At 68.8% G+C, this 13,357-nt stretch carries 13 protein-coding genes, 1 tRNA gene and 1 other RNA gene; 8 read left to right on the forward strand and 7 right to left on the reverse strand.

Translation table 11 applies throughout. The features are described 5' to 3' along the window. Positions 1 to 76: 76 nt before the first annotated feature. Complete coding sequence (locus RHCRD62_RS24460) at positions 77 to 370, forward strand: hypothetical protein (protein WP_050067361.1); 294 nt, start codon at positions 77 to 79, stop codon at positions 368 to 370. Then, positions 370 to 1,977: an alpha/beta hydrolase gene (locus tag RHCRD62_RS24465; protein ID WP_050067362.1), complete on the forward strand. Its 1,608-nt coding sequence runs from the start codon at positions 370 to 372 to the stop codon at positions 1,975 to 1,977. Before RHCRD62_RS24460 ends, RHCRD62_RS24465 begins: the two co-directional genes overlap by 1 nt. On the opposite strand, the gene RHCRD62_RS24470 is transcribed toward RHCRD62_RS24465, so the two are convergent. Further along, entirely contained in the window at positions 1,967 to 3,085 is a 1,119-nt protein-coding gene (locus RHCRD62_RS24470) for an LLM class flavin-dependent oxidoreductase (protein WP_050067363.1), read from the reverse strand. The genes RHCRD62_RS24465 and RHCRD62_RS24470 overlap by 11 nt on opposite strands. A 55-nt stretch (positions 3,086 to 3,140) precedes the next feature. Next, the gene (locus tag RHCRD62_RS26775) at positions 3,141 to 3,215 is read right to left on the reverse strand and encodes a putative leader peptide (RefSeq protein ID WP_367379658.1); all 75 of its coding nucleotides are present in this window, start codon (positions 3,213 to 3,215) and stop codon (positions 3,141 to 3,143) included. 126 nt (positions 3,216 to 3,341) lie between these two features. On the opposite strand from RHCRD62_RS26775, the gene RHCRD62_RS24475 reads away from it, so the two are divergent. From RHCRD62_RS24475 to RHCRD62_RS26675, 5 genes are all read left to right on the forward strand, one after another. Continuing rightward, positions 3,342 to 3,797: an RrF2 family transcriptional regulator gene (locus RHCRD62_RS24475; protein WP_050067364.1), complete on the forward strand. Its 456-nt coding sequence runs from the start codon at positions 3,342 to 3,344 to the stop codon at positions 3,795 to 3,797. Between the two features lie 82 nt (positions 3,798 to 3,879). Continuing rightward, complete coding sequence (locus tag RHCRD62_RS24480) at positions 3,880 to 5,613, forward strand: ABC transporter ATP-binding protein (protein ID WP_050067365.1); 1,734 nt, start codon at positions 3,880 to 3,882, stop codon at positions 5,611 to 5,613. 2 nt (positions 5,614 to 5,615) lie between these two features. Then, positions 5,616 to 7,526, forward strand: coding sequence for an ABC transporter ATP-binding protein (locus RHCRD62_RS24485; protein ID WP_050067366.1), 1,911 nt, complete (start codon positions 5,616 to 5,618; stop codon positions 7,524 to 7,526). Between the two features lie 14 nt (positions 7,527 to 7,540). Next, a complete protein-coding gene (gene tgt / locus RHCRD62_RS24490; protein WP_050067367.1) occupies positions 7,541 to 8,815 on the forward strand; it encodes a tRNA guanosine(34) transglycosylase Tgt in 1,275 nt (424 codons plus the stop codon). A gap of 48 nt (positions 8,816 to 8,863) precedes the next feature. Then, positions 8,864 to 9,436 (forward strand): DUF4190 domain-containing protein, encoded by a 573-nt coding sequence (locus RHCRD62_RS26675; RefSeq protein WP_050067368.1) that lies wholly within the window; start codon positions 8,864 to 8,866, stop codon positions 9,434 to 9,436. 45 nt (positions 9,437 to 9,481) lie between these two features. Here RHCRD62_RS26675 and RHCRD62_RS24500 read toward each other — a convergent pair whose 3' ends face one another. The 5 genes from RHCRD62_RS24500 to RHCRD62_RS24520 form a co-directional block, all read right to left on the reverse strand. Next, a complete protein-coding gene (locus RHCRD62_RS24500) occupies positions 9,482 to 10,225 on the reverse strand; it encodes a queuosine precursor transporter (RefSeq protein WP_171018751.1) in 744 nt (247 codons plus the stop codon). Positions 10,226 to 10,299: 74 nt separating this feature from the next. Continuing rightward, positions 10,300 to 11,325 carry a hypothetical protein gene (locus tag RHCRD62_RS24505; RefSeq protein ID WP_050067457.1) on the reverse strand — a complete coding sequence of 342 codons (1,026 nt, stop codon included), beginning with the start codon at positions 11,323 to 11,325 and terminating at the stop codon, positions 10,300 to 10,302. A 130-nt stretch (positions 11,326 to 11,455) separates the two neighbouring features. Continuing rightward, positions 11,456 to 12,358 carry a tRNA glutamyl-Q(34) synthetase GluQRS gene (gene gluQRS / locus RHCRD62_RS24510; RefSeq protein ID WP_050067369.1) on the reverse strand — a complete coding sequence of 301 codons (903 nt, stop codon included), beginning with the start codon at positions 12,356 to 12,358 and terminating at the stop codon, positions 11,456 to 11,458. A gap of 55 nt (positions 12,359 to 12,413) precedes the next feature. Beyond that, positions 12,414 to 12,971, reverse strand: a complete 558-nt coding sequence (locus RHCRD62_RS24515; protein ID WP_050067458.1) for a TIGR03086 family metal-binding protein — start codon at positions 12,969 to 12,971, stop codon at positions 12,414 to 12,416. Positions 12,972 to 13,061: 90 nt separating this feature from the next. Further along, positions 13,062 to 13,149: transfer RNA gene (locus tag RHCRD62_RS24520), tRNA-Ser, on the reverse strand. Positions 13,150 to 13,243: 94 nt separating this feature from the next. Between RHCRD62_RS24520 and ffs the strand changes: the two genes are divergently transcribed. Then, positions 13,244 to 13,340, forward strand: an RNA gene (ffs, locus tag RHCRD62_RS25650) — signal recognition particle sRNA small type. Positions 13,341 to 13,357: the final 17 nt, after the last annotated feature.

The raw sequence follows: 13,357 nt of genomic DNA on the forward strand, positions 1-13,357 counted from the left end.
GGACTGCCCGGCCGGTGGTCGCAATGCGGTTAGCGTCCCGGGTGGATCAGAGGTCACCGAGATCAGGGGGAGCGACATGACAGTGGAGATGACCGTCGACATCGCCGGGGTGCGCGCGTTGACAGGCGAGCTGGTGACCGCGGCGGAACGCGTCGCGGAAACCGACCCGATGACGCCGATCGACGCGTCGGCGGCGGCGCTGCCGGGATCGGACACGGCGGCCGTGTTGGCGGAGCTGTCGCCGGTGACGGGTCGCGTGGTGTCGGAGACGGCACTGCGGCTGCGGGCGATGTCCGTCGCGGCTGCCGACTCGGCGACCCGATACGCCGGCACGGACGAGGCGACCGCCGCGCTGCTGGCAGGCATCTGATGCGTCCCACACTGACCGCGCTGCGCGCGTGGGAGCCGGCCGATCTCGAGCGTCGGGCACGCGACCTCGACGCGGAGGCGACGGCACTGTTCGCGGCGGTGGACGTCGCAGACACGCGGGTCCGCGACACCGTCTGGTCCGGGGTCGCAGCGGCCGCGGCGGTGGACCGCTCGGACCGCGAACGCAGTGTCGCGGCAACACTGTTCGGGGACTGGGAGGCTGCCGCGGCTGCACTGCGGTCGGGGTCCGCCGAGATCGGTGCGGCGCGCGAGGTCGCGTTGGGCGTGGCGGACGAGGCGGCGGAGAGGCTCGGATTCGTGGTCTCCGACAGTGGCCGCGTCACAGCCCCGGTCCTGCCGTGGGTTGGTGTCTCCCTGTCCGCGAACGTCATTCGGATCCTGGTGGGGGAGTGCGCCAGGTGGTACGACGCGCGGATCGCCGCCGCGCTGGACGCGGTCGACGCGGCGGACAGGGCGTTGGCGCTCGCGCTGCGGGAGATCGTCGGCGACCCCGCCGCGCCGCCGGTGGGGTCGACAGCCGACGAGAACGCGCGGTACTGGACCGGGCTCACCGAGGACCAGCGCCGCACCGTCCTGGCGCAGCATCCCGCCCGGGTCGGCAATCTCGACGGACTTCCCGGGAGGGTTCGGGACGCCGCCAACCGGGCGGTGCTCGACGCCGATCGCCGCGAGTGCACGCAACTGCTGGAGCGAATCGAGCAGCAGGGTCTGTATCGGGAAACATCGGGCACAGCAGGGAAACTCGCGCTGATCCGAGCATCGGCTGCGCGTGCGCGGCTCGAGGAACTCGACGCAGTCGCCGCGGCGATCGCGGACCCGGACCGCAGGCTGCTCGTCTACCGCGGGGGAGGCGAGGAGATCCGAGCGGCCGTCGCCGTCGGAAACGTCGATACCGCCGACCACGTCGCGGTCTACACGCCGGGACTCAACACCACGGTGCGCGACGATCTGGACTCCGCCTCGGACGCCGTCGCCGGACTCCGCGACGACGCACAGCGTCAACTGGTCGACGCCGGACGCGCCGACGAGACGGTGGCGGCCGTCGTGTGGCTCGACTATCGGCCGCCGCAGGTCTCGGCGGACGACCCCGCGGGCGCGGTCCGGGACGCCGTCGTCGACCTCGGCCTCACCGCTGCGGCCCGGTCCGGAGCGGCCGGCCTCGGGGACTTCACCCGCGGACTGGATGCGTCGCGGCCGGACGGTGTGCACCTGACGGCGGTCGGACACTCCTACGGGTCGACGACGACCGGGATCGCACTGCAGACAGGTGACATCGCCGTCGACGACGCGGTGTTCCTCGGTTCGCCGGGCGTCGGCACCGGTGACGTCGCCGACCTCGGCCTACCCCCAGGGCACGTCTACGTCGGCGAGGCAGACGGTGACGTGGTCGCGGATCTCGGCGCGTACGGACCCGACCCCAGCACCCTGCCCGGGGTCACCGCCCTGGCCACGAACGACGGGCCGTTCGGCGGTGAATCCCGTGGTCACAGCGAGTACCTCGAGCAGGGCAGCACGAGTCGGCACAACGTCGGCGCGGTCGTCGCGGGACTGCCCGACGGCGCAGTCACGTCACCGGCTACGCGTTGACGAGCGTCGGAGTGTCCGCGAGCAGACCGCGGCGGGCCAGGATCGGCCGAACACCCTCGCCGAACCAGAACGCCTCCTCGACGTGCGGGTACCCGGAGAGGACGAACTCGTCGATGCCTGCCGCGTGGTACTCCTCGATGCGGTCCGCGACCTCGGTGTGGCTACCGACCAGCGCGGTACCCGCACCGCCCCGGACCAACCCGACGCCGGCCCACAGGTTCGGGGCGATTTCCAGATTCGCGGTACTGCCCGCATGCAGGGCGGTCATCCGGCGCTGCCCCTCCGATTCGGCGTTCGCGAATCGGGCCGCGGTGGCGGCGATCGCATCGGGATCGAGTCCGGCGAGCATCGTCTCGGTCACCGCCCACGCCTCGGCGGAGGTGTCGCGGGTGATCACGTGCAACCGGATCCCGAATCGGATTGTGCGGCCGGCGCGTTCGGCTTCCGTGCGAACGGCAGCGATCTTCGCGGCAACGGCGGCGGGCGGCTCACCCCAGGTGAGGTAGACGTCGGCGTGCCTGCCGGCGACGGGAAGCGCGGCCGCGGAGGATCCACCGAAGTACAACGGCGGCACCGGGTTCGGCGGCGCTGAGGTCGTCGCACCCGCGAGGGTGTAGTGCTCGCCCGCGAAGTCGAACGGGGCGTCGCCCCAGGCGCCGCGCAGTGCCTGCATGAACTCGGCGGTCCGGGCGTACCGCTGGTCCTTGGTCAGCCAGTCGCCGAACTGCTGCTGCTCGATCGAGTCGCCGCCGGTCACCACGTTGAGCAGCAGTCGCCCACCCGAGAGGCGCTGGAAGCTCGACGCCATCTGCGCGGCCAGGGTCGGGGAGATGGCGCCGGGCCGGAACGCGACGAGGAACTTGAGCCGGGTCGTCAGCGGGATCAGTGCTGCCGTCGTCAGCCACGCATCCTCGCAGTGGGTCCCAGTAGGGGTGAGGACGCCGGTGAACCCGGCCGCCTCGGCGGCACGCGCGACCTGGGTCAGATAGTCGAGGGTGGGTGCGCGTTCGCCCGCGGTGCGAGGGTCGGCGTTCGAGGAGTTCGAGTTGTCCACGATGCCGCGGCCGTCGCCGGCGGTGGGCAGGAACCAGTGCAGATCGACGCTCATGGGGTCTCCGGAGTCGAGGAGGGTGCGGTGTGTGCGGGAAGTGTTGGGGCACTACCTACGTACAGAGCGCACCGGCGACACGCAGAAGGTCGACGTGGCGTCGAACCGTGAGCGTGGGCAGACCGGACATGCGTTCAGGTTCGCAGTGCAGGGCAGATGCTGTCAATCCGTCGTGACGAAACTCTTGGCGATTCCATACCCCCGTGATAGGAATTTCCCGCGACGCCCGACCGGGCCCGGCGACGAGGAGTGATCGGTGCACATCAGCGCGAAGGTCGACTACGCCGTGCGCACCCTCGTCGAGATCGCCGCGGCCGATTCCCCGCCGGTCAAGGCCGAGCACCTCGCGGCTGCCCAGTCCATCCCGCACAAGTTTCTCGAGGCCGTCCTCGGCGACCTCCGGCGCGCCGAGCTGGTGCAGAGTCGTCGCGGACCGGACGGCGGCTACTGGCTCGCGCGGCCCCCGGAGGAGATCGCCGTCGCCGACGTCATCCGCGCGATCGAGGGGCCGCTCGCCTCCGTCCGAGGGGAACGTCCGGAGGAGGTCGAGTACGGCGGGCCCGCGAAGCCGTTGCGGGACGTGTGGATCGCGGTCCGGGTGAATCTGCGCGCGGTCCTCGAAGCGGTGACGATCGCGGACGTCGCGTCGGGTGCGCTTCCCGACTTCGTCGGCAAACTGACAGCTGACCCGGAGGCGTGGCGTCGTCGTTGACGGTTGACCGCGGCAAGATCGTGAGCCGAGTACACGACCGGTAACCGGCCTGCAAACAGGCTGGTTGGTAGCCTCGGTCACTATGCTGTACTCCCTGCTGCGGACTTACCTGCGGCCGTACCGGGCCGAACTTGCTGGTGTGATCGCACTGCAGTTGATCTCCACGATGGCGTCGCTCTATCTGCCGACCCTCAACGCGAGGATCATCGACGACGGAGTCACCAAGGGTGATACGAGTGTCGTCCTGTCCACCGGCGGCGTCATGCTGCTGATCACCGGCCTGCAGATCGTCTGCAGCATCGGCGCCGTCTATTTCGGCGCCCGCGCGGCGATCGGTCTCGGCCGGGACCTGCGCCGCGCCGTCATGTACCGGGTCGGCGACTTCTCGTCACGGGAGGTCGGTCTGTTCGGCGCACCGTCGCTGATCACCCGGAACACCAACGACGTCCAGCAGATCCAGATGGTCGTCGTCATCTCCTGCACGATCCTCGTCGCGGCACCGATCATGTGCATCGGTGGCGTCGTTATGTCGATCGAGCAGTCGCAGGGCCTGGCCTGGGTGCTCGCCGTCGCCGTGCCGGTGCTGGCCCTGACCATGTTCCTGGTGGTGCGGAAGATGGTCCCCGAGTTCCGGTCCATGCAGGTCCGGATCGACGCGATCAACCGGGTGTTGCGCGAGCAGATCACCGGCATCCGGGTGGTGCGGGCGTTCGTGCGGGAGCGCGACGAGGTGCAGCGGTTCGGCGAGACCAACGACAGCCTCGTGGCGGTGGCGCTCCGGGTCGGCCGACTGATGGCGTTCATGAGCCCCGCGGTCCTCATGATCGCGAACCTGACGAGCATCTCCGTGCTGTGGCTCGGCGCCCACCTCATCGACCAGGGCAAGATGGAGATCGGCGCGCTCACCGCGGTGCTGACCTACATCATGCAGATCCTGATGTCCGTGATGATGGTGACGGTGATGACGGTGCTGCTGCCGCGGGCGTCGGTCTGCGCCGAACGCATCTCCGAAGTGCTGGACACCGAACCGTCGGTGAGCGAGCCCGACCGGGAACTCGAGACGTGGCGTGCCCGCGGCATCGTCGAGATGCGGAACGTGTCCTTCTCCTTCCAGGGCGCCGACGAACCGGTTCTGCGTGACATCAGCTTCCTCGCCGAACCAGGCATGACAACCGCGATCATCGGCGGAACGGGTGCAGGCAAGTCCACGCTCCTCAACCTGATCCCGCGACTCATCGACGCCACCGACGGGCAGGTGCGGGTCGGTGCGGCCGACGTCCGGCGGCTGGACGCGACACGGCTGCGAAGCTCGATCGGCCTGATCCCCCAGAAGCCGTTCCTGTTCTCCGGCACCATCGCCACCAACCTCCGCTACGGCAACCCCGACGCCACCGACGCCGAGCTGTGGCGGTCCCTGGAGGTCGCGCAGGCAGCCGATTTCGTGAAGGCCGCGCCCACCGGGCTCGATACACCCATCGCACAGGGCGGCGCCAACCTCTCCGGCGGTCAACGCCAGCGCATCGCCATCGCCCGCGCTCTTGTCCGCAACGCCGAGATCTATCTGTTCGACGACTCGTTCTCCGCACTCGACCTCGGCACCGACGCCCGGCTGCGTGCCGCGCTGAAGCCCGTCACCCGCGACGCCTGCGTCATCGTCGTCGCACAGCGGGTGTCGACCATCATCGACGCCGACCAGATCATCGTGCTCGACGACGGCCGCGTCGTCGGGATCGGCACTCATCACCGACTACTCGAGACCTGTCCCACCTACGCGGAGATCGTCGCGTCACAGTTCACCGCTCAGGAGGCGTCGTGAGTATGCCGGGCGGTGCCACCGCGATGCCGGGTAAGAAGGCCCTCAACTTCGTGCCGTCGATGCGGCGACTGCTGCGGCGCCTGCGGCCGCACCGGTTCCAGGTCGGGATCGTCATGCTGCTCGCGACCCTGAGCGTCGTGTTCAGCGTCGTCAGCCCGAAGATCATGGGCCGCGCCACCAACATCATCTTCGACGGCATGATCGGCAGGCAGCTGCCGGAGGGCCTGACGAAGGAACAGGCCGTCGACGCGCTCCGAGCGCAGGGTCAGGACACGTTCGCCGACATGGTGTCCGGCATGAACGTCGTCCCCGGCAGCGGGATCGACTGGACGGCGTTGTCCGAGGTTCTCGTGCTGATCCTCGTGCTGTTCGTGCTCGCCTCCGGGTTCTCCTGGCTGCAGGCGTACCTGCTCAACAACATCGTGCAGGGCACCGTCCGTCAGCTCCGCGCCGACGTCGAGGCGAAGCTGCACCGCCTGCCGCTGTCCTACTTCGACACCACCAAGCGCGGCGAGATCCTCTCCCGTGTCACCAACGACATCGACAACGTCTCCCAGACGGTCAATCAGACGGTCAACCAGCTGCTCACGGCTGTGCTGACGGTGATCGGCATCCTCGGCATGATGCTGTGGATCTCGCCGCTGCTCTCGCTGATCGCGGTGCTGACGGTGCCCGCGTCGATCCTGGTCACCACGTTCGTCGCCAAACGCTCCCAGAAGCACTTCGTCGCGCAGTGGCAGAACACCGGCGCACTCAACGCGCAGATCGAGGAGACGTTCACCGGCCACGATCTGGTGCAGGCATTCGGCAGGCAGGACGCGGTCCGTGCCTCGTTCGACGAGAAGAACGACAACCTCTACGACTCGGCGTTCAAGGCGCAGTTCATCTCGGGCCTCATCCAGCCTGCCGTCATGTTCCTCGGCAACCTGAACTACGTGGCCATCGCCGTCATCGGCGGCATGCGGGTCGCGTCCGGCACGATGAGCCTCGGTGACGTGCAGGCGTTCATCCAGTACTCGCGCCAGTTCACGGCGCCGATCACGCAGGTCAGCTCGATGATGAACCTGATGCAGTCCGGTGTCGCGTCCGCCGAGCGGGTGTTCGAGTTGCTCGACGAGGACGAGCAGTCACCCGATCCGGAGGAGGCTGCCACCCCGGCGACGAACCGCGGTCTGGTCGAGTTCCAGGACGTGTCCTTCCGGTACAAGGAGGACACGCCGCTGATCGACGACATGAACCTGATCGTGCGGCCGGGGCAGATGATCGCGATCGTCGGCCCGACCGGTGCAGGCAAGACGACACTGGTGAACCTGGTGATGCGGTTCTACGAGGTGAACGCCGGACGCATCCTGCTCGACGGTGTCGACATCTCGACGATGACACGCGACGACCTGCGATCCCGCATGGGAATGGTCCTGCAGGACACGTGGTTGTTCGGCGGCACGATCCGCGACAACATCGCGTACGGACGCCCCGGGGCCACCGAGGACGAGATCATCGCCGCGGCGCGCGTGAGCCACGTCGACCGGTTCGTTCGCACCCTCCCCAAGGGCTACGACACCGTCATCGACGAGGAGGGCAACAACATCAGTGCGGGTGAGAAGCAGCTCATCACCATCGCCCGCGCCTTCCTGTCCGATCCGTCGATCCTCATCCTCGACGAGGCCACCAGCTCCGTCGACACCCGCACCGAGGTGCTCGTCCAGCATGCGACAGCGGCGCTGCGCAGCGACCGCACCAGCTTCGTCATCGCGCACCGACTCTCCACCGTCCGCGACGCCGACGTGATCGTCGTGATGGAGGACGGGCACATCGTCGAGCAGGGAACCCACGCACGCCTGTTGGAGATGGACGGCGCCTACGCGGAGCTGTATCACAGCCAGTTCACCGGACCGGCCCAGGTGCAGGCGTGACCGGGCCTGCTTGGATGGACGGCGTGAGCAGCAACGACGACGCACCGGTTCCGGCGCCGAACGACCCGTTCTTCACGGTCGGGACCCGGATTCCCGGTCAGCTCGGTCGCACCGGCACCATCCACACCCCGCACGGCGACATCGCGACGCCCGCGTTCATCGCGGTCGGCACCAACGCCACCGTGAAGGCGGTGCTGCCGGAAACCATCCGCGAGGCGGGCGCGCAGGCAGTGCTGGCCAACGCCTACCACCTGTACCTGCAGCCGGGTCCCGACGTCGTCGACGAGGCGGGCGGTCTGGGCCGGTTCATGAACTGGTCGGGGCCGACGTTCACCGACAGCGGCGGCTTCCAGGTGATGTCGCTCGGTGTCGGGTTCAAGAAGGTGCTCGCGATGGAAGCCGTGGGCGTGCAGTCCGACGACGTCATCGCCGTGGGCAAGGAACGGCTCGCGCACGTCGACGACGACGGGGTCACGTTCAAGTCCCACCGCGACGGTTCCCGGCATCGGTTCACCCCCGAGGTGTCCATGGGCATCCAGCATCAGCTTGGCGCCGACATCATCTTCGCGTTCGACGAACTGACCACACTGTTCAACACCCGCGCCTACCAGGAGGAGTCGGTGCAGCGGACGCAGGCGTGGGCGGTGCGGTGCATCGCCGAACACGAACGCCTCACCGCGCAGCGCACTCACCGGCCGTACCAGGCGCTGTTCGGCGTCGTGCAGGGCGCGCAGTACGAGGACCTGCGCAGGCAGGCGTGCCGCGGACTGGAGTCGATCGTCGGCGAGACGGGCCGCGGCTTCGACGGCTACGGCATCGGCGGCGCGCTGGAGAAGCAGAACCTCGGCACCATCGTCCGCTGGTGCAACGAGGAACTGCCCGAGCACAAGCCGCGGCACCTGCTCGGCATCAGCGAACCCGACGACCTGTTCACCGCGATCGAGAACGGCGCCGATACCTTCGACTGCGTCAACCCGTCCCGGGTCGCCCGCAACGCCGCGATCTACACGGAGAACGGCCGGTTCAACATCAACACCAGCCGGTTCAGGCGGGACTTCGACCCGATCGACGAGAACTGCGACTGCTACACCTGCCGCAACTACTCGCGCGCGTACATCCACCACCTGTTCAAGGCGAAGGAGATGCTCGCTTCGACGCTCGCGACCATCCACAACGAGCGGTTCACCATTCGCCTCGTCGACCGGATCCGCGACAGCATCGACGGCGGGTACTTCGACGACCTGCGCTCGCAGACGCTCAGCAGCTTCTACGCCACCGCCCGCGCCTGACCGTGGCGGGCGTCCGATCCGCGCCGCAGGGTGGCTACGATCGGCGGCATGACGACCAGCAGCGGCGGCGACGCCGGTAATCCGTGGGGGCAGCAGCCGGAAGGTGCCGGGTCACCTGCGCCGGAGCTTTCGAATCCGCCGCTGCCGTCGTACCCGGCACAGCCGTACGGGGCTCAGCCCTACGGGACCGAGCCCTACGGGACTCAGCAGTACGGCGCCCAGCCGTACGGAGCTCAGCAGTATGGGGCCCAGCCGTACGGGGCCCAGCCGTACGAGACGCAGCAGCAGTACCCCGCGCCGCAGCAGCCGTATGGCCAGGCGCCCGGCTACCCGATGCCGCCCGCTGCACCGTACGGCGCGTATCCGCAGGCCCCGATGGTCACCGGTACCAACGGCCTTGCGATCGGGTCGCTGGTCACGTCCTGCTTCGGGTTCCTCTACGGGCTTTCCGCGATCGTCGGGATCATCCTCGGCATCATCGCGCTCAACCAGATCAAGCAGACCGGTCAGCAGGGGCGAGGTTTGGCGATCGCGGGGATCGTCGTCGGCGGTGCGTGGGTCGCACTCTTCCTCATCCTGGTAGTCGGCCTCGTCGTCGTCGGCATCAACGGCGGCTACTGACCGTCCCGCGACCGGCCCGGGCCGTGTTCGCGACCGTCGGCGACGTCAGCCGGCCAGGACGTACGTCGGTTCGCGCTTCTTGACGTACGCGATGACGCGGTAGGTGATGGGCATGACCAGCACCTCGACGAGGGTCTTCCAGAGGAACCCGACGAGCAGGTAGTTGACGAAGTCGTCCCAGGTGCTGATGCCGATGGCTCCGGCGGCGATCGCACAGAAGATCAAGGTGTCCGCGAACTCACCGACGACGGTGGATCCGATGAGCCGCGCCCACAGGTACTTCTCCTTGGTCCGCTCCTTGATCGCGACCATGACCAGCGAGTTCAGCAGCTGTCCGACGAGGTAGCCCGCGAGGCCGGCGAGCAGCAGTCTCGGGTACACCCCGACCACGGCTTCGAGCGAGGCCTGGTTCTCGTAGAACTCGGCGGACGGCAGCTCGAGCAGGATCCAGAAGCACCCCGATGCCAGGATCAGTGCGCCGAAGCCCAGGTAGATGGCGCGGCGGGTGGCCTTGAAGCCGTACACCTCGCTCAGGACGTCGCCGAGAATGTAGGCGAGTGGGAAGAGGAAGAATCCGCCGTCGGTGATGATCGGCAGGATCTGCAGCGGGCCGACGGTCACGTCGAGTTCGGGGAAGAACGCGACGCCCTTCGTCGCGCAGATGTTGGAGATGAGCAGCACCGCGGTGAACAGGGACACGAACGTCGGGTAGTAGCCGCGCGCGACGTGCGCGAAGGTGGCGTGCTCGGGCTGCTGATCGACCTGCTCTGATGCTGTCACGTCGGCCATCCAAGCACCGAAACGACGTCGGGCGCGAACCCGGAGTGGGTTCGCGCCCGACTACGCGGTCGTGGACGACTCTGTCAGGGGGCGACCCGCCCGCCGACGACGACCCGGTACGCGTAGGTGGACGCGATGATCGTCAGCGGGATGCTGACCAGCAGTCCGAGGCCGCACAGCAGCACTCCGACAATGTTGAGGCCGACACATGCGAGGGCCAGCAGCAGCAGTGGACCGACGTGCTGGGAAATCGCACCGAAGCTGGACTTGATCGCGGTGATCGCGTCCTGATCCTGGTCGATCACGAATTCCAGGGTCCACCAGGTCAGGAACGCGATGATGATGCCCGGGATGATCAGCAGGATCAGGCCGATGCCGGTCATGATGCCGACGAGGAAGCTCGCGATGATGATGGCGCCGACATTGCTGAACTGGAAGAACGCGCCGAAACCGGGCCGGTTGCCGTCGAGTTCGTTCAGAGCACCGCGGATCAACGCGGCCGAGATGAGGTAGCTGACCACCGTCGTGACGATGCGGCCGATGAGTCCCCACACGCTGAAGTCGAACGAGTCGGAGAACGACGCGCTGTCCGCGTCGCCGATCGAGCCCCAGTCGGTGAAGATCGCGCTGACGGCGAGGCTGATGATCAGCGCGATGAACAGGATGCCGATCCACACCCCGGCGTTGGCCTTGTACTTGTTCCAGGCGTAACCGAGGGCGTCACCGACAGTGAGCTGCGGCGTACCGTTCGGGCCGCCGAAGCCGGGCGGGGACTGGATCGGAGCGCCGTAGCCGCCATTCGGCGGGGGCGGGTAGCCGCTGCCGGGCGGGGGCGGGTACCCACCGGGCTGCGGAGCGCCGTAGCCGGGCGGAGGCGGATAACCGCCGGGCATCGACCCGGGCGGCTGGCCGTAACCGGGCGGCGGAGGCGGATACCCACCGCCCCCGGGCGGCGGAGGCGGATACCCGCCACCCCCGGGCGGCGGAGGCGGATACCCGCCACCCCCGGGCGGGGGGTAGTTCGGAGGCTGACCGGGGACCGGGGGCGGCTGCGGGGGATTCTGCGGGCGCTGTGGGTCCGGCGTTCCGGGCGGCGGGTTCTCGCTCACGTGCTTCACCTTCGTCGTGCGGATGTCGTGACTGCCAGTGCGGGATAACTGTGACGGGCCGACCCTACGTCGAACACACGACGATTACACGGCGAAGCGGGCCGTGTCGGACGGTCCGTTCCACCGGGGCTCACGCGCCGACGAACACCCAGGGGACGCGCGGCAGCGACGCGGGGTCGAAACGGTGCAGCAGCTCGGCTGTCGAGGGCGCCTCGCCCGGTGCGGCCAGCCCCAACGACGCGGCGAGGATGCCGCGGACCATGTCCGGGTCGCGGCCGAGGTCGGCCTGATCGGCGAGGGTGACGGCCCCGTCGCGTTTCGCCAGACGCGCACCGCCGGAGTTCAGCGCGAGAGGCACGTGCGCGTACACGGGAACGGGGAGTCCGAGGAGTGACGCGAGGTACGCCTGCCGCGGCGCCGATCCGAGTAGGTCGTCGCCGCGCACGACCTGGTCGACGCCCTGCGCCGCATCGTCGACGACGACCGCGAGGTTGTAGGCGGGCACCCCGTCGCCGCGGCGCAACACCACGTCGTCGACGAGTCCGCTGTACCGGCCGTGCAGGAGGTCGTCCACGGTGAAGTCGGTGACGTCGGCGCGCAGTCGGATCGCGGGCGGACGACCCGAGTCCCGCTTCGCCCGCCGCTGCTCGTCCGTCAGGTTCCGGCACGTGCCCGGGTAGTGGCCGTCCGGGCCGTGTGGTGCGGTGGCTGCCTCCTGGATTTCCCTTCTGGTGCAGAAGCATTCGTATGTCCGGCCTGCCGCGACGAGTGTGTCGAGTGCGGCGGCGTAGCCGGGGAGGCGTTGTGACTGGTGCACGACCTCGCCGTCCCAGTCGAGGCCGATCGCGGTGAGGTCGGCGAGTTGTCGCTCCTCGGCGCCGGGTCGTACCCGGTCGAGGTCCTCGACGCGCATCAGGAACGCGCGGTCGGTGGTTCGGGCGAACAACCATGCCAGCAGCGCGGTGCGCAGGTTGCCCAGGTGGAGGTCACCGGAAGGGCTCGGCGCGAACCGTCCCGCGCCGCCGTCACCCATGCCGCTCACCCTAGTCACTGGTCGAGTGCGCACCCGGCGCGCACTCGACGATCGCTCAGGCGCGCCGACCGAGCCGTCCGAGAACCCGGGTCTGCTCGTCGGCGTCCGCCGGGACCTCGACGACCGGGCCGCAGACGCCGGACGAGCGGATCATGTCGCCCATCCGGTCCGCGAGTGCTGCGGCCGCGGCGAGTTCCTCCGCGGGGATCGTCTCGTCGGCACCCGTGGCGCGCGCGATGTCCCACCGATGGATCGCCAGGTCGAAGCAGATGAACGCGTCGAAGGTAGCTGCGGCGGTGGTGCGGCCCATGCTGCTGTCGTACTCGAGGTTCGCGTGCCGCGGATCGTCCAGGATGGCCTGGACCGCGTCACGCGTCGCGGTCCACGCACCCAGCGGGTCGTCGTCGACAGCGGGTGCAGGCGGCAGGGACAGTCCGACGGGGGTCAACGGCATGGACTGCACGTCGATCACGTGCTGGAGCACATCGCGGGCCGTCCACCCCTCGCACGGGGAGGTCGAGTCCCACCGGTCGGCGGGCACCGCGGCGACGGTGTCGGCGAGATGGTTGGCGAGGCGACGGTACCGGTCGGCGACTGCGGAGGTGTCGGTCATGACCTCATCCTGCGCCGCGATCGTCCCGATGTCGCGGCACCGCACCGGAAACGACGATGGCCCCCGATCCGAAGATCGGGGGCCATCGTGTGGCGGAGGATAGGGGATTTGAACCCCTGAGGGCGTTAACCCAACCCGCGTTCCAGGCGAGCGCCATAGGCCACTAGGCGAATCCTCCGTGGGCGAGCATACCGGCTCACCCACCCAAGTACGAAAACGGGGGGTGTTGGCCGCCCGGTTGTGACTGTCGCCGAAGGGATCGCTACACTCGGCACTGGATCCCGCGCGGCGCGCATCCTGTGAACTCCCCCAGGGCCGGAAGGCAGCAAGGGTCAATGGGCTCTGCCGGGTGCGCGGGGTCCCCTTATTTTTCGAGTTCCGCCCTC

Source organism: Rhodococcus sp. RD6.2, from assembly GCF_001040705.1.
GTDB lineage: Bacteria > Actinomycetota > Actinomycetes > Mycobacteriales > Mycobacteriaceae > Rhodococcus_G.

What these genes read in the sequence shown, in the direction of transcription:
- RHCRD62_RS24515 (WP_050067458.1), bottom strand. Translation starts at nt 12,971, where the DNA reads ATGACCGACACCTCCGCAGTCGCCGACCGGTACCGTCGCCTCGCCAAC.
- RHCRD62_RS24480 (WP_050067365.1), top strand. Translation starts at nt 3,880, where the DNA reads ATGCTGTACTCCCTGCTGCGGACTTACCTGCGGCCGTACCGGGCCGAA.
- RHCRD62_RS24500 (WP_171018751.1), bottom strand. Translation starts at nt 10,225, where the DNA reads ATGGCCGACGTGACAGCATCAGAGCAGGTCGATCAGCAGCCCGAGCAC.
- RHCRD62_RS24460 (WP_050067361.1), top strand. Translation starts at nt 77, where the DNA reads ATGACAGTGGAGATGACCGTCGACATCGCCGGGGTGCGCGCGTTGACA.
- gluQRS (WP_050067369.1), bottom strand. Translation starts at nt 12,358, where the DNA reads ATGGGTGACGGCGGCGCGGGACGGTTCGCGCCGAGCCCTTCCGGTGAC.
- tgt (WP_050067367.1), top strand. Translation starts at nt 7,541, where the DNA reads ATGGACGGCGTGAGCAGCAACGACGACGCACCGGTTCCGGCGCCGAAC.
- RHCRD62_RS24465 (WP_050067362.1), top strand. Translation starts at nt 370, where the DNA reads ATGCGTCCCACACTGACCGCGCTGCGCGCGTGGGAGCCGGCCGATCTC.
- RHCRD62_RS24470 (WP_050067363.1), bottom strand. Translation starts at nt 3,085, where the DNA reads ATGAGCGTCGATCTGCACTGGTTCCTGCCCACCGCCGGCGACGGCCGC.
- RHCRD62_RS26675 (WP_050067368.1), top strand. Translation starts at nt 8,864, where the DNA reads ATGACGACCAGCAGCGGCGGCGACGCCGGTAATCCGTGGGGGCAGCAG.
- RHCRD62_RS24485 (WP_050067366.1), top strand. Translation starts at nt 5,616, where the DNA reads ATGCCGGGCGGTGCCACCGCGATGCCGGGTAAGAAGGCCCTCAACTTC.